Below are 17,213 nucleotides of genomic sequence, written 5' to 3' on the forward strand. Positions count from 1 at the left end.
CAGCAATGACACATTGTTTACGAATCGGCGTTGGCGGCCCAGTTGGCTCTGGCAAAACAGCTTTATTACGTCAATTATGTAAAGCATTGAAAGATCACTATGATATCGCCGTGGTTACAAACGATATTTATACCCGCGAAGATGCTGACTTTTTACTTAAACACGACGCACTCCCAGCGGACCGTATTTTAGGAGTAGAAACAGGTGGTTGCCCACATACGGCAATTCGTGAAGATGCTTCTATGAACTTAGCTGCGATTGACGACTTACAAGCACGCCACCCCAATTTAGAAATAGTACTGGTTGAATCTGGCGGCGATAACTTATCAGCTACTTTCAGCCCAGAGCTTTCTGATTTAACACTTTATGTGATTGACGTGTCTGCTGGCGACAAAATTCCACGTAAAGGTGGCCCAGGTATCACTAAGTCTGACTTATTAATAATTAATAAAATTGATATCGCAGAATATGTACATGCTTCGTTAGAGGTAATGGAACGTGACTCGAAAAAAATGCGCGGTGAACGCCCTTTCGTTTTTGCTAACCTTTACGATGGTGTTGGCTTAGAAGAAATCATCAGCTTTATTTTAAAGCAAGGCATGTTACCTGAACGCCGACCTGGCAAGCCAAATAGTATTAATTAAGCAACACAATTTTTAATCAAAACACAATTCAATAGTAAAAAAATAAACGGAGAATAGTATGAAAATAATGACCAAATTACTGATGGGATTAGGCCTAATGCTAACAGCTACTGCAGCTTTAGCCCACCCTGGTCATGGCGTTGAAACCCATAACGGTTTTCTTAGTGGCTTGTTACACCCACTTATGGGTATTGACCACTTATTAGCAATGGCAGCAATTGGCTTTTGGAGTATTCGCCAAAGCACAGCAATGAAACGCGGCGCGCCATTATTTGTAGTTGGCGGCATGGTTTTAGGTGCGGCCCTTGCTTGGAGTGGCTTAAGCTTTGCAGGCGTTGAAACCGGTATTGCAATGACCGTATTACTAGCCGGTATTTTAATTGCCACTATGGCTAAATTACCAACCGTATTAGGCGCAAGCTTAGTCGCTTTATTTATGCTTACACATGGTTATGCCCACGGTGCAGAAATGGCTGAAGGCGCAAGTATATTGAGCTACATGGCAGGCTTTGTTGTTGCTACTTTAGCTATCACCTTTATTGGTCGTGGTTTAGGCACACTTATGCTAAAAGCTGATAACCGCGCTACCCGTGCACTTGGCGGTGTTGTTGCTGTAATTGGTGGCGTATTGGCAGTTGGCTAATAGCAACTGAATTTATTATCCCCATTAGGGTAGCTTTACTGTCGCTAACATAGTTGATGCTATGGTTACCCTTACCTTCAAATCAATGACTATCGAGCAGCAGCTAGATAGTCTGCGAGAATAAACCCACTTTTAATGTGGTCAATTTAAATCTCATTATAACTATCTCAGCTAGGAGAAATATCAAGATGAGCGGCACAATCATAAAGCTTTCAAGAAACACCAATAATGCACCAAGCTGCACTGTAGCTACACAAACAGTTGCTTTTTCGCATTACAATAATATTTCAGCACAATTACCGATTGATCCTAAAAGCGGTAACATTGTGGCTGATGATATAAAAACACAGGCAAAACAGTGTTTAACAAATATTAAAGCGGTTATTGAAAGTATTGATCATGTTATGGACGATGTGATTAAAATTAATGTGTTTTTAAAAAACATCACAGATATTGATGCTGTAAACGACGTATACGCCAGTTTCTTCCAAGACTACTTACCAACACGCACAACAGTTGCCGTGGCAGCTTTACCGCTAGAGGGGGCATTAGTACAAATGGATGCGCTTATCTCTAATGGCGAAGGTACTACTCCACAAGCGCCTTGCGATTTAATTAAAGTAGCAAAAAATAGCAATAATGCACCTATATGCCCAGTGTCTACGCATACGGTTGCTTTTTCTCATTACAATAATATTTCTGCTCAGTTACCTGTCGATCCTAAATCGGGAGAAATAGTAACCGGTGGTATAAAAAATCAGACTAAACAGTGTTTAAGTAATATTAAAGCTATTTTAGAGAGTATTGACGTACCCTTTGACGACATAGTTAAGGTAAATATATTTGTTAAAAACCCGGCAGATATTGACGCAATAAACGAAGTTTATACAACCTTTTTTCCAGACTCAGCTATTGCCAGAGCTGTAGCTTACGTACCAGCAAGATCAACCATGGTTGTTGCAGCACTACCTATGGATGCTTTAGTACAAATTGATGCAGTTATATCCCATGGAGATGGCACACCACCACAAGCAGTTGAGGACAGACACGGCATTATTATTAGAGCAAGTAACACACAAAATGCACCAATTAATGCCCTATCTACACAAACAGTGGCATTTTCGCACTACAACCATATTTCAGCACAATTACCCATTGATGCAAAAACGGCTAATCTTGTAGCTGATGACGTAACAACACAAGCAACACAGTGCTTAAACAATATTAAAGCCATTGTAGAGAGTATTGATCATGTTATGGACGACCTTGTAAAAGTTAACATTCAAGTTAAAAACATTAGCGATATTGCCGCTATTGATAAAGTGTACGCCAGCTTCTTTAAAGGTGATTTGCCAGCAAGAACTGTGGTAGGCGTATCAGCTATCCCTATGAATGCGCTAGTACAAATTGATGCGGTAGTGTCTAACGCTGAAGGTACGCCACCTAAGTTATAATTGTAAACTTGGGTTTATAAGCAATGGTGATTAATCACCAACTAAATACAAACATGACTTTAAACGTTAAGTTTGCATAAATAAGGGCAGCGCAAAATCCACTCGGATCTCTACGCTGCCCTTTTTAATTTGTGTTTTTATTGTTACTTCTTATTATTTATTTTTCAGAAGTTATACTAATTATTCCAATTCAATATAAGTTTGTTTACGCAAAATAGTCATATTACTGCAAGTACAAATTTAGCATGGTATACGAACTTTTAAAGCCACTATAAAAAATAAAAGTTGAGTAAATTGGCTGTCCTTCCTGCCACTACTTTTCTATAAACTCAGACACAATTGGTTGCTTTATAGGCAAGGTTATTAAAATAGTTTTAGCAAAAACATACTATAATACTCAGATATAGTATGTTGAGCATAACTATGATTTAGGGGCTAAATTAAAAGGTGCTAATTGTAAAAAGTTATTCGTAGCAACCTACCCTAAATCAATACCTTTATACTATACATTGAAAAAAATGCAATTGTTTAATCCTATATATTGTTTAAAATACAACCTCCACCTATTTATACTTAATTGTATATATCAATGACGAGAACTACCCTGTTCATTACCGTTAAAAAACAAGGTTAACTTTATTTTATTTAGAATAAGTTTTGCGCGGAGTTTAATGTTTATATGCAAATATTAATTGTAGATGATCACGCTTTTCAGCGTCGGGCGCTCACTAGCGTTATAACTCAAATTGGGGCTCACAAAATCACACAAGCAAGTGATGGTGATGAAGCAATGCGTATTATGTTAAGCACAACGCCAGATATAATTATTTGTGATCTGATTATGCCAAAGATGGATGGACTTGCCTTGTTAAGGCGATTATCTGAACAGCAATATAAGGGAAGTATAATTATTTCTAGCGCATCTAATGCAAGTATTTTGCGTGCAGCAGCTAACCTAGTAGGTGCGCTAGGTCTTAATTTATTAGCGGTTATAGCAAAGCCTTTTTCTAAAATTCAGCTAAGTCATTTTTTTAAGCAACACCAAAGTCACTATATTAAGGTTAAAACAAAAGATCCACTACATCGTATAGACACAACTAAAGCCTCTTTGCTTCATGCTATTAACAAAGGTGAGTTTATTAGCGTATTTCAGCCACAAATTGATTTTAATTCAGGACAGTGTGTTGGCCTTGAAGTTTTGAGCCGGTGGGATCATCCTGAATCGGGCTTACTTTCGCCTGATTTTTTTATAGAGCAAATAGAGCAAGCGGGATTAATGACAACGCTTACTTTTGCAATGATAGAGCAAAGTATACAAGCGTTAAAAACGTTACCCCGCGCATTTGATCAAACCAAGCTATCAATTAACTTAACTCCTTCCTTTTTAACTAATGACGCTGTAAACATTATATTAGCTAATCAATCGCTATTGGCATTGGCCCACCGCCAGAGAGTTACATTTGAAATAACAGAGCAAACAAAAATACTCAGTGAGAGTATATCGTTAGAGTTACTATCGCGATTACGTATAAATGGTTTTAATCTTTCTATTGACGACTTTGGTACTGGCTACTCATCATTAAAGCAATTAAGTCAGTATCCATTTAACGAAATTAAGATTGATCGTAGCTTTGTCGCAGACGCGCTGATTGACATACAAAGCGCAGCCATTGTTGATATGTCTATTCAGCTAGCAAAAAAGCTACAAATGAGCGTGGTAGTTGAAGGTGTTGAAACCCACGAGCAGTGGGTATATATGAAGCGACTAGGGGCGCACACTTGCCAAGGTTTTTATTGTGCAAAGCCAATGAAATATCAGCAATTAGATAGCTGGTATGTGCTATGGCAAACACAATATCAAGCTATACAAGCGAAAATAAAGCAGGCCTTATGAAATTTTTAAGCGATAAGCGAATATTGGTGATTGACGATAGTGCCTTAATTTTGTCAGCCATTAAGCTAATGTTGATTAATGAAGGTGCGCAAACAAAAAACATTGTGCTTGCTAAAGATACCAGTACCACCATAAATGCTTGTAAATATGAACAATTCGACTTTATTATTTTTGATTATAATTTAGGTCAAGGTGCAGATGGCTTGCAATTACTTGCTTACTTAACTATGACAAAATTAATTTTAAAAAGCTGTGTTGTGTTTATTGTTACGGCCGAACAATCACGACAGGTAGTGCAAGGGTTTACAGAATGGGAACCTGATGGCTATTTTGTAAAGCCTTTTAATATTAATAATATACTACCGCGAATGATGGTAAGCTATCAGAAAAAAAATGCACTCACAAAGCTTGAAGACTGTTATTTAAAACACGGATTCAGTATTGCAAAACAACAGCTTATAAAATTAGCAAACACTTCATATTATACGGAATATGAAGTGCAATTACTTACCTGGGACGGACAAACAACTGCAGCAAGTAATATCCTCAAACATTTAATTACACAAGGCGATGTTGCCGCCCGCTTAAGTTACGCTAAGTGGCTGTTAATAGAAGGTAATACTGATGAAGCGCTTGATACTTTACAGCCTTTACTTACTATACCGCGCTTTCGTTTAAATGCACTTGAACTATGTGTTAGTGCCTATTTTGCACAAGGCTCACTTCAACAAGCATATGAGCTTTTAATGCAAATGAATATTTTAGCTCCAGATAATCCACAGCGATTGTTAATCCAATTTAACCTGGCGGTTATTTTAAATAATAATGAATACATGCAACAAAGTGTTAGTCGCTATCAAAAAGTGACGCAACAATTAAGTTGGTTAAATATTGATTGCCATTTTAACGTATTACGCTGCTTGATCTCACAAATAGAAAACTTAGAGGACGACACTTATAGTAGCGAGTTTAAACGTCTTGAAACAACTTATTTAAGTAAGCGCCTAAGCATTTTAAAAAAACCTAGAGCAATACAACTGCGAGAAATTAAAAATATACTCGATGCACGTTTTGCACTGTGTAACGGCGATCGTAAAGTCGCTTTAAGTATTATAAAGCAATACAGTGACTACAGCAGTTACGTTACCCTCCCCTTTTATTGCCAGCTAGATATAGTGCATATATATCGCAAACTCGCGCTACCATTACCCAGCTTTATTGAGCAGCTCAGTACAGTGGATCATAGCCAACACTTGTTATTACAAAATACTCTGCGTTTTACACGTATCTTTCAACAACAATTAGATGCTCAAATGCGTAAGATTAAAATAGCTGAGCATAATGGGCTTAATCTTCAAGCGGTAACCATGACTATTAACGCAATAAAAGTTTATGGTATTGACTTACCTTTAGCTAAGTTACTGATCAGAGGCTTTAGCAAAGCAATTCCTCTTGACACCCCCTCCTGAGCAATTAAAGCACTATTATTTATTAGCTAAACATAGCTTGGCATTAAATAAAGCTCAGATCGAAAATAGTGAGCTTTACTTAAAATATTGCAAGTTTATTGAGTCCACTATTGGTTTTTTACACACTGAGTCATAGCCTATTATGTTTAAAAAATACCGCTTGAAAAATTCGTTTATTATACTTATTAGTATAATTAGTTTACACGTAGCCGCACTTTCTCAACTTGCACCTCTTGATACACAAACAGCCACTAAAAAAGTATTAACCGTAGCGGCGCTTAAAATTGATTACATTCCTTACTTTGCCATTAACGAAAAGAATGAAATTGGGGGTATTTATCCTGAATACATAAAACATCTAGCAAAAACCTTAGATATGCAGGTTCATTATAAAATATACAATTCAGTACCCGAGCTAGAAGATGCTATGAAACAAGGTCGTGCTGATATTAGTTTAGGCTTGCAGCTAACAAAGAAGCGCCAAGATTATATAACAATGAGCGAGCCTATTTTAGTCGTTCCACGCACTTTATTAATCACTAAAAAACTAGCCGCACAGCCATTTTATTTACTTAATAACAATAAAATTAAGCTTGCATTGTTTAAGTTCGATGTAGATAAAAGCTATATTAGCCAACTACTTCCTAACACTTATCAATTTACGTTAAGTAAATATAGCGATATTGCTCCAGCACTAAACTATAAATTAGCTAATGCCCATTTAAGTGACTCATTAACTAACCAACATTTAGCCTTACAACTAAACGACCAAGAGTTTACTACGTTAACACTAAATAATTTACCAGATAAAAAATGGCATTTACCTTTAGCAAAACAAAATACTGCACTAAATAAATTACTTAACAAACATATTTTAAAAACTGAAGCAATCACCATGCTGGCTATCGTTGCACGCTCAAGTCAGTGGCAACAATATAATAAAAAATCACAGATGATAATTAACGACCAACAACAGGATTGGTTAAACCAGCATGCCATTTTACGCTACACCACCTTACCCCAATGGGATGCCATAACAATTTATAACGAACCAGATAAACCCAGTGGCTTATCAATAAGTGTATTAAACCGTATAGCAACCATACTTGGGGTGAACTTAGAGTATATTCCTTCCCGCTCAATTGGACATGCTCTAGAACTTATTGAAAGCGGGCGTGTAGATATAATACCTGCTGTATTACAAACCAAAAAGCACATAGGAGTAATGGGGTTTTCACGTCCTTATTTAACATCACCATGGAGCATGATAGTGCTCAAAGATAGTACTCTAGATATAAATAAATTACGCCAAGGTAAACATACAATAACATCTCCAAATGGTCCTTACGCCCAGTCGATTATGGATGATTACTTCTCTAATAGTGAATTAATTGCATCCAGTAATATGAAGCATAGTTTAGCTTTGCTTAAAAAAAATAAAGTTGACGCTGTATTTACCACTTTAGCCGCTACAAAATCTTGGCTGAAACAAGATAAAAATAATAATAATATTTATAAACTGCTTCCTAATTTATTAATTAATAATAATGTTGATGTACAACTGGGTGTGAGTAAGTACTCATCTCCTTTAAAAGATCTAGTAAATCAAGCCCTTGCCGTAACCGGTCATGAAGAGCTAGAAGCGCTTTCTCGAACTTGGATTGAGCTAGACACCGAGCAAGAACGAGACATTAAAATGATTGTTATTTATGGTCTATTGGCTGGTGTTGCTTTTACACTTGTGATGTTGGGATTTTTTTTATGGAATCAAAAATTACGTCAAGAAATAGCATTTCGCCGTATTGCTCAGCAACGTGCATTAGCAGCAGAACAAAAGCTTAGTTCAATTGCGAATGCGATTCCAGGTGCAGTTGTGCAATTTAGCATGCTCGACAACCAACTGTTTTTTACTTACGCAAGTGAAGGGATTGAAGACTTTACGCCCTTTCAACAAGTGAATTTATCTGAATCCCAAGCGATTAATACAAATTTAAACAGCTTTTTTTCGTTTATTTCTCCAAGTAAGGCCAATGAGTTAATAAAAGCCACTAAATATGCGTTACAAGATAAACAAGGGCTTGATTTTGAGTGTAGGCTTAATTCGCCTTATAATAACTGGTTAAATTTAGTCGCATTTCCGAGCTCTTACGATGGCAACTGTATATGGAATGGTGTACTACTAGAGATTAATCAGCGTAAAGAGCAAGAACACGCTTTAAGCGTAGAAAAAAGTAAAGCAGATAGTGCAGTAAAAGCTAAGTCGTATTTTTTAGCGATGATGAGCCACGAAATTCGCACTCCTCTGAGTGGAGTTATTTCGACAACCGAACTATTAGCCCAATCACAACTTGATTTTCAGCAGCGTATAGATATTAATACAATTATATCTTCGGCTAATAATTTACTACAAATTCTTAACGATGTACTCGATCATACCAAAATGGAAACTCACCAGTTTTCAGTTGAAAAAATTGAATATGACTTACTTGTTATTGTAGAGGATGCAATACGTGCCCATATTGCAAGTGCGCATGCAAAAAATCTCCACATTAATTTTTATTTTGGACCACTCATAAATCGATTTGTTAAAACGGACCCAACACGGTTACAACAAATACTATCTAATTTGATCAGTAATGCGGTTAAATTTACTCAGTGCGGTATTATAGATATTTTGGTGGAGTTAGTATCTACAGAAAATAAAATACAGTTAATTGAATTTAAAGTGATAGATAGTGGATTAGGAATTGCACTTGAAAACCACCGCAGCTTATTTGATCCCTTTACTCAGGCTGAGAGCTCGACTAATCGCAAGTACGGTGGCAGCGGTTTAGGACTCTCTATTTGCCGGATGCTGGTTGAGCGGCTAAATGGGCAAATTAACCTAAGTAGTCAATTAGGCCAAGGTAGTGAATTTAACTTTACAATTCCATTAGAGTCTTATCAAGATAATAAGCCTCCAGTTGCTGTTAGACACATACTTATTTTAAATGATGATAGTGAGAATATTAAACGTGTTTCTGACTATTTATCACACTGGCAAATTGACTTCACACTAGAGAGTAGTACTGATGTGCAAGTTGATTGGCTTAACGCTAATAAAAGCAATAATGTTATGGTCATTTTCAACAATATTGTCGACGTAATTACATTAAAAAGTGTATTTAAACACTATGTGTGGCTAAAACTATGTAAAGATGAAAGCGAGGAGTATGGTGCAGATTACTATTTATCTACCAATCCTTTTTTAGTGTCAAGCTTACTTGATATACTTGCGAATAAAGACACTCAGAATTTAACATCTCATAGAACTAATCCAAAACAAAAAATAATTAAACTTCAAACTAAAGAAGAAGCTATTAATAGTTGCCGATTAATATTAGTAGCTGAAGATCATCCTACTAATCGTAAAGTACTTAAAAGACAACTAGAAAATTTAGGGTATTACGCTGATTATGTAGAGAACGGAGTGCAAGCACTAAAAGCAATAACAGAACAGTACTACAACTTATTAATTACCGATTGTCATATGCCTGAACTCGATGGCTATGAATTAACACGAGTGTTACGCCAACGTGGATGTAGCATTCCAATAATTGCTTACACAGCCAACGCATTAATCGGGGAAGCTCAGCGTTGTATTGAGCTTGGTATGAATAGCTATATAACTAAGCCAGTTAGCTTAAGTCTGCTACAAATTAAACTAAATGAATACTTACCTAAGTCAATCCAAGATACTGATAATACAAAAACTACGCCTGTTAATAAGCTGCAGTTTAAGCTTAATGAACTACAGGCTATGTTTGGTTCAAAAGAAATAGTACAAGAACTACTTACTGAGTTTATAGTGAGCTGTAAAGTCGATTTGGAAGAGCTTAATAACGCTAATTTAGCTAATAGCTTTAAAGAACTTGCAAATATTGCACATCGTTTAAAAGGAGCAGCACAAATAGTGCTCGCCTATAGCTTAAGTGATATTGCCAGTGAGTTGGAGCAAGCTGCTAACCAACAAAATAGCCCTCTGTGCGTAAGTAATTTACAGGCACTAACTCAATCAATAACGGATTATGAAAACTGTTTATTAAATTTAAATAATTAAGATCAATACGTTATCTTTTATTCGTTTTCTAGGTAATAAGCAGCGCCTGCATTATAGAGTTATAACTCACAATAAAATATATGAATCTGTAAACATTATCTTTGCTTCCCTATTAGCTGGCAACGCCTCGTGCTATGGTTAAAACGTAAACTAGTAAAAGGTAAAAGTGTTTAATAAATATGTATTAAATACTCAGTGCACATTCTAATCGTTAACATTAAACGAATAAGGATAAAAAATGAGTAATAATGTAGATATTAATAATCGCCCTGATTACGACCATGTAATACAAGATATAGCTGATTATGTATTAAATTATAAAGTAAGCAGCAAGGAAGCGCTCAATACTGCCCGTAACTGTTTAATAGACACTTTAGGGTGTGGGCTATTAGCGCTGCGATTTCCTGAATGCAGCAAACTCCTCGGCCCTATAGTAGCAGGTACTATTGTGCCTAATGGTGCACGTGTACCGGGCACATCTTTGGTACTCGACCCTGTAAAAGCGGCATGGGATATTGGCTGTATTATTCGCTGGCTCGATTATAACGATACTTGGTTGGCCGCCGAATGGGGTCATCCGTCAGATAACTTAGGTGCTATTTTAGCCGTTGCTGATCATCTATCCCAAGTGAGACTGAGCAAGGGTGAACAACCTTTAAAAATGCGCGAAGTGTTAGAAGCCATGATCATGGCGCATGAAATTCAAGGCGTAATAGCGCTAAAAAATTCGTTTAATCGGGTGGGTTTATGCCACGTATTATTAGTACGGGTTGCATCTACTGCGCTTGCCACTAAAATGATGGGCGGCAATAAACAACAAATTATGGCCGCTATATCACAAGCTTGGGTAGATGGCTCAGCGCTGCGTACCTATAGGCATGCACCCAATGCAGGCTCTCGTAAATCATGGGCTGCTGGCGATGCAACTTCCCGAGCTGTTCATTTAGCTGATATATCTATGCGTGGTGAAATGGGCATTCCAAGCGTGTTAACAGCCCCGCAATGGGGGTTTTATGATGTCTCTTTTTCTAAAACCAACAAAGACCAAGCACTTAAACCTGAGGCCGAACGGCAGTTTTTATTCACCCAAGACTACGGCAGTTATGTTATGAAAAATATTTTATTTAAAATATCGTTTCCTGCTGAGTTTCATGCCCAAACAGCCGCTGAAGCGTCGGTTATTTTACATCCTCAGGTAAAAGATCGGTTAGCTGATATTGATAAAATTGTTGTGCGTACTCACGAGTCGGCCATTCGTATTATTTCAAAAACGGGTTCCCTTGCTAACGCAGCCGATCGCGATCATTGTTTACAATACATGATTGCAGTGCCGTTAATATTTGGCAATTTAACCGCTGATCATTACGAAGACGAATTTCATAACGCACACCCGATTATTGATGAGCTGCGCAACAAAATGCACATTGTAGAAGATGCACGCTTTACCAAAGAATATTTAGAGGATGATAAACGCTCTATCGCCAATGCTATTCAGGTATTCTTTAAAGATGGCAGTAGCACCGAGGACATAGTTATAGAATACCCTGTGGGTCATCGTCGCCGTCGTGAGGAAGGGATACCACTATTGGAGCAAAAATTTAAAGCTAATTTAGCATCCCGCTTTGAGAATAAACAATGCCACACTATTTTCACGCTTTGTAAAAATCAAACAGCGCTTGAGGCCATGCCTGTAAATAGCTTTATGGACTTATTTGTTATTGAGTAAGTACACCGCTGGCTGGTTTATTAAAGCGCGTAAATTTAATTATATGGCCAAGTAGTTAAGGCCATAACTTTAAAAGTCACAACTCGCGCCAATAAGAGGATTTAATATGACTGAGCAAAATGAACACAGTATCGCAAACTTTGCAGCGTTAAAAACCGCCATAGTAAATGCAGAAGAAGAGTCAGTAAAAGCGCTATTAACAAAGCAACCTATGCAAGATCTTGAAAAAAGTTACCTAATCGATTTAGCCAAATTAAACAGTAATCAGGCTATTTTAAAGATACTCGAAGATATTCCCGTTAAAAAATAGCTCATAGCCCTTATACTAAATAGCCAATAAAGCTGTGCTATGTATTAGCACAGCTTTATTTAAATATTTTCAAAGTGATAGCTAATATATTTATTATAAACTTCGCCCGGCTTTAGTATTGAGTTTTCAAAATCTGGAAAGTTTACTGCATCGCTATAATTTTGAGCTTCTAAACACACTCCCTGATCAGGGCTTAATGGTGCGGCTAAAAATGCACCAGTATAAAGCTGTATAGATGCTTGGTCGGTGTACAACGACATTTTAACTTTATTGCGTAATGAGCTTAATACCGCTGCTGCTTTGTTTGCTTGTGGCTGATTTATAACAAAACAATGATCAAACCCTGTTGGCCCTGTTAGTTGTGGGTGCTGAGCTGACTGCAGACGCTGGCCAATAATAACCGGTTGGTCAAAACAAAAGTCACTATTTTTGACACTTAACACTCTACCAGTTGGTAAGCTGTTATTGTCACGCTCTAAATAGCTGGCCGCATTTATTTGTAACGTGAGTGGCAAGCAATTTTGCTCACCTAAATTAAAGTAGCAATGATTAGTAGCGTTAATAGGGGTTGCTTTATTTGTGGTTGCGCTAAAACTCATAGTCAACTTATTATCATGTGATAAAAGATAACGTATTTGCATTTCAACCTTGCCAGGAAAACCTTGGTCGCCATCTTCTGAGATTAAGCTCAAAATCACTTCGTTGGCAGTACTCGATTGCACTTGCCAAAAACGCAGAGAAAAGTTATCCGCACCGCCATGTAAGCAATTTTCACCATCATTTTTATTCAGTAAATATTGCTCACCTTCAAGCTCAAAACTAGCACCACTAATACGATTAGCAACGCGACCACAGGTAGCACCTAAATAATAAGTATCGGTTAAATAACGACTGCTATCGGCATACCCGACTGTCATTTCTGTGGGTGTATCGTTTACCGGAAATAAAATAGATTTAACCCGCGCGCCATAATTTAATATTTCGACCCGCATGCCTTGCTCATTGCTTAATATATAACTGTGTAATTGATTCATTTACTGTTTTCTTGTTATGTCTATTAGAACACAAAAAAATCAAAGCAACCTAAGCTGCTTTGATTCACTATATTTTGCGTTAAACACGTGAGCAGATAGCTATGGCTGTCATACTCACTTAGTAAGCATTCTGCATTACCACCAAGTAGTATACAAAGCGATTAAGATGATAACTACACCCAATGCCGCTATGTTGAAGTTGCTTGAGGTTTTAAAGTTAACATCGTCTAGGCTAACGCTACTGTCTTGGCCTTTATCTGGCTTAGCTAATGATACAATTACACACAATGCTAAACACAGTAAAAATACTAAGCCTACTCTGTCCATAAATGGCAGCGCTACCCAGTAAACTTTTAACAGGATTGAGAATACAGCCGAGCCAATTGCCGCAGCTAACGCACCCGCTGAACTGGCTTTTGACCAAAACATACCCATTACAAAAATCACTACAATACCTGGAGTAAAGAAACCGGTGAATTCTTGAATATATTGAAACGCTTGATCGAACTTACCTAATAATGGCTCTGCCACAACCAAGGCTATAGCTAAAGATATTAATGCAGCTGAGCGGCCTATAAATACATAATGTTTTTGTGATTTACCTGGTTTTAACTTGCTGTAAATATCCATAGTGAAAATAGTTGAAATACTGTTAGTCATAGAGGCAAGTGATGAAACAATTGCCGCCACTAATGCAGCAAAAATAAGACCTTTAATACCTGTTGGCATTAACGCCATCATAGACGGATACGCTTGATCTGGCGTGGTAAGTTGCGGGTATAAAACAACCGCAGCAATACCTGGCAACACTACAATTACTGGCATTAATAATTTTAAATAGGCAGCAAAGGCAATACCTTTTTGTGCTTCTTTAAGGTTTTTAGCGGCAAGTGCGCGCTGAATAATATATTGATTAAATCCCCAGTAGCTAATGTTCATTATCCACAGGCCACCAATTAATACTGATAAACCAGGTAAACTCATATAATGCGGGCTATCTGGGCTTAAAATCATATCAAAGTGGTTAGGTAGCTGCTCAGTTAAAACACCAAAACCTGCTATTATCCCATCGCCATCTGCCACTGCATCTAGTGCTAAGTAACTTAAAAACAAGCCACCAAATACCAGCAGTACTACTTGTAAAATATCGGTATAAGCAACGGCTTTCAAACCACCATAAAGTGAATAAGCGACTGAAAATAAGGCTAAAAAGATCATTCCGTACATCCAGTCAACACCGGCAACGGTTTCTATTGCTAAACCACCAAGCCATAAAACAGCGGTTAAATTTACAAATACATATACCGCTAGCCAAAACAGCGCTAACACTGTTTTAACTTTGCTATCAAAGCGTTGCTCTAAATATTGCGGCATAGTAAATATTTCATTTTTAAGAAATATCGGCAGCATATATTTACCTACAATAATTAAGGTAATTGCTGCCATCCACTCATAAGATGCAATAGCTAAACCAATCGCATAGCCCGAACCAGACATGCCAATAATTTGTTCTGCCGATATATTTGAAGCAATTAATGATGCACCAATTGCCCACCAAGGCAGTGCTTTACTAGCAAGAAAGTAATCTTCAGTATTTTTACTGGCACCTTTCTCCTCTCGCGAGATCCACAGCGCGAGTACTAATAACCCCACCACATAAGTAAAAAATATGGCAATGTCGAGCGGTTGTAATTTCATAACTTTAACCTTGTTGTCTTATTGATTTTTATTGTGTTTTATTAATTACTAAAAGCACCTTGAGAAGCCAGGCATACGTAAACGTCTGCTTGAAGCCCTGTTTTTGCATAATAATGTGTGTCAATAGTGTTACGTACTTGCTCAACTAAATGATCCGGTGTTAAAGCAACGATACAACCACCAAAACCACCACCGGTCATACGCACTCCGCCTTGTTCGCCTAAAACTTGAGCAGTAATATCCACTAAAAAGTCTATTTGAGAGGTAGTAATATCAAAATCATTTTTCATTGATAGGTGCGATTGTGCCATAAGTTGGCTCATGGTTACCATATCATTGACGTTTAGCGCTTTGAGAGCTAGTTCGGTACGGGTATTTTCAGTGACTATATGTTTAGCGCGCTTATATATTAATGGCGGTAAATTAGCTTGCTCTGCTTCTAGTTCCTCAAGAGTAACATCGCGCAATGCCGGTTTATTAAAGTGCTTTGCTGCAGCTTCGCATTGCTCGCGTCGGGTATTGTATTCGCTGTCGACCAGCCCTCTTTTAACATTAGAGTTAACAATAACTAACGACATTCCCTTTGGAATCACAGCATATTCAAAGGTTAAACTTCTGCAATCGAGCAACATGGCATGTCCTTGCTTGCCCATCGACGAAATTAATTGATCCATAATGCCGCAATTACAGCCGACAAAGTTATTTTCAGCACTTTGTCCCATAAGTGCCGCTTTAACACCATCGAGCGGAATATTGTTTAATGTTGCAAACGTTTTTAAAAGAGCAATTTCAAAACTAGCTGATGAACTCAAACCTGTACCTTGTGGCACATTTCCCGATACCACTAAGTCGGCGCCACTAATATTTGGATAGCTTTGCATTAATGCTTGCAGTGTGCCGCGAATATAATTAACCCACATTTGTTGTTGGCTAAATTCTATTTTATCTAGGCTAAAACTATTGGTTTCGCTGTTACAATCAATTGCTAAGACGTTAATGTTGCGATCAGCTCGTGCTTTTGCAGCAATGTCGGTGCCAAAATTAATCGCAGCGGGTAGCACAAAACCATCATTATAATCTGTGTGTTCACCAATGAGGTTAACGCGCCCAGGTGCATGAAATAGCTGTTCTGGCGGGCAATTAAAATGTTGTTCAAATTGGCTAATAAGCATTGTAGTTCTTGGCATTACTTAGCCTCCTTATAATGTACGTTTGGTACATCACGTAATCTTTGTGCTGCTTGCTCTGGGGTTAAATCACGTTGTGATTCAGCCATCATTTCGTAACCCACCATAAATTTACGCACAGTAGCTGAGCGTAATAATGGTGGAAAAAAGCTGGCATGAAGCTGCCATTCACTATGCTCTTGCCCATCATAAGGCGCGCCGTGCCAGCCCATAGAATATGGGAACGAACAATTAAATAAATTGTCGTATTTAGTGGTAATTTGTTTTAATGCATCGGCTAGAGTTACCGCTTGTTCTGGGGTTAAGTCGACCATACGTGTTAACGCAAAACGCGGTAATAATAAGGTTTCAAATGGCCAGCCTGCCCAATACGGTACAACCACCAGCCAATCTTCATTTTTAACAACAACACGCTCGCCCGACTGCGCTTCACGCTGAGCGTAATCAAGTAATAAGTTACTGTTATATTTTTTAGCATAGTCGCTCAGCGCATGTTGTTTTTTATTTACCAAAGTAGGTAATTGCTGCTGCGACCAAATTTGGCCATGCGGATGCGGATTTGAGCACCCCATCATCGCCCCTTTGTTTTCGAATACCTGCACCCAGTTATACTTTTCGCCTAACTCTAAGCACTGGCTTTGCCACGTTTTAACAATGTCGGTAATAGCGCTAATACTAAGTTGCGGTAAGGTTTTGCTGTGATCTGGAGAGAAGCAAATAACACGACTTTCACCTTGCTCTGTGGCCATTTTAAATAGCGGATCATTTGTTTTAAATTCTGGAGTATCAATTTTCAGAGCTGCAAAGTCATTAGTAAACACGTAAGTTTTTTTATAGTTGTCATTAACCTCACCGTTTATGCGAGTATTACCAGCACATAAAAAACAGCTTTCATCATGACTTTCTCTAACGTCTTCATCGAGAGTTTCAACTTGTCCCTGCCAAGGTCGTTTGGCACGATGCGGTGAAACTAACACCCACTCATCAATCAATGGATTGTAGCGACGATGTGGATGCTCAGTTGGGTCAAAAATTGTATCCATAAATATCTCAAA

General features: G+C 37.8%; 12 protein-coding genes. 8 read left to right on the plus strand and 4 right to left on the minus strand.

Annotation, left to right across the window (positions count from 1 at the left end; translation table 11 throughout):
* Window positions 1–5 precede the first annotated feature (5 nt).
* From ureG to J5X91_RS00870, 8 genes are all read left to right on the plus strand, one after another.
* Complete coding sequence (gene ureG, locus J5X91_RS00835) at window positions 6–644, plus strand: urease accessory protein UreG (RefSeq protein WP_089368417.1); 639 nt, start codon at window positions 6–8, stop codon at window positions 642–644.
* Between the two features lie 58 nt (window positions 645–702).
* The gene (locus tag J5X91_RS00840) at window positions 703–1,287 is read left to right on the plus strand and encodes a HupE/UreJ family protein (RefSeq protein ID WP_089368418.1); all 585 of its coding nucleotides are present in this window, start codon (window positions 703–705) and stop codon (window positions 1,285–1,287) included.
* Between the two features lie 188 nt (window positions 1,288–1,475).
* Window positions 1,476–2,741, plus strand: a complete 1,266-nt coding sequence (locus tag J5X91_RS00845; RefSeq protein ID WP_208833874.1) for a RidA family protein — start codon at window positions 1,476–1,478, stop codon at window positions 2,739–2,741.
* 679 nt (window positions 2,742–3,420) lie between these two features.
* On the plus strand, window positions 3,421–4,635 hold the full coding sequence (locus tag J5X91_RS00850; protein ID WP_208833875.1) for an EAL domain-containing response regulator: 1,215 nt from the start codon (window positions 3,421–3,423) through the stop codon (window positions 4,633–4,635).
* Window positions 4,632–6,104, plus strand: a complete 1,473-nt coding sequence (locus tag J5X91_RS00855) for a response regulator (RefSeq protein ID WP_208833876.1) — start codon at window positions 4,632–4,634, stop codon at window positions 6,102–6,104. The genes J5X91_RS00850 and J5X91_RS00855 overlap by 4 nt, the downstream gene beginning before the upstream one ends.
* Window positions 6,105–6,246: 142 nt before the next feature.
* On the plus strand, window positions 6,247–10,203 hold the full coding sequence (locus tag J5X91_RS00860; protein ID WP_208833877.1) for a transporter substrate-binding domain-containing protein: 3,957 nt from the start codon (window positions 6,247–6,249) through the stop codon (window positions 10,201–10,203).
* A gap of 238 nt (window positions 10,204–10,441) precedes the next feature.
* Window positions 10,442–11,929 (plus strand): bifunctional 2-methylcitrate dehydratase/aconitate hydratase, encoded by a 1,488-nt coding sequence (locus tag J5X91_RS00865; RefSeq protein ID WP_208833878.1) that lies wholly within the window; start codon window positions 10,442–10,444, stop codon window positions 11,927–11,929.
* Window positions 11,930–12,035: 106 nt separating this feature from the next.
* Complete coding sequence (locus tag J5X91_RS00870; RefSeq protein ID WP_011328442.1) at window positions 12,036–12,239, plus strand: hypothetical protein; 204 nt, start codon at window positions 12,036–12,038, stop codon at window positions 12,237–12,239.
* Between the two features lie 59 nt (window positions 12,240–12,298).
* Here J5X91_RS00870 and J5X91_RS00875 read toward each other — a convergent pair whose 3' ends face one another.
* From J5X91_RS00875 to J5X91_RS00890, 4 genes are all read right to left on the minus strand, one after another.
* Window positions 12,299–13,273 (minus strand): aldose epimerase family protein, encoded by a 975-nt coding sequence (locus tag J5X91_RS00875; RefSeq protein WP_208833879.1) that lies wholly within the window; start codon window positions 13,271–13,273, stop codon window positions 12,299–12,301.
* A gap of 135 nt (window positions 13,274–13,408) precedes the next feature.
* Window positions 13,409–14,971: a sodium/sugar symporter gene (locus tag J5X91_RS00880; protein WP_011328444.1), complete on the minus strand. Its 1,563-nt coding sequence runs from the start codon at window positions 14,969–14,971 to the stop codon at window positions 13,409–13,411.
* Window positions 14,972–15,012: 41 nt separating this feature from the next.
* A complete protein-coding gene (gene galK, locus J5X91_RS00885) occupies window positions 15,013–16,158 on the minus strand; it encodes a galactokinase (RefSeq protein WP_086995000.1) in 1,146 nt (381 codons plus the stop codon).
* Window positions 16,158–17,201, minus strand: coding sequence for a UDP-glucose--hexose-1-phosphate uridylyltransferase (locus J5X91_RS00890; protein ID WP_192532089.1), 1,044 nt, complete (start codon window positions 17,199–17,201; stop codon window positions 16,158–16,160). The genes galK and J5X91_RS00890 overlap by 1 nt, the downstream gene beginning before the upstream one ends.
* Window positions 17,202–17,213 lie beyond the last annotated feature (12 nt).

This window comes from Pseudoalteromonas sp. K222D (genome assembly GCF_017653575.1).
GTDB classification, from domain to species: domain Bacteria; phylum Pseudomonadota; class Gammaproteobacteria; order Enterobacterales; family Alteromonadaceae; genus Pseudoalteromonas; species Pseudoalteromonas nigrifaciens.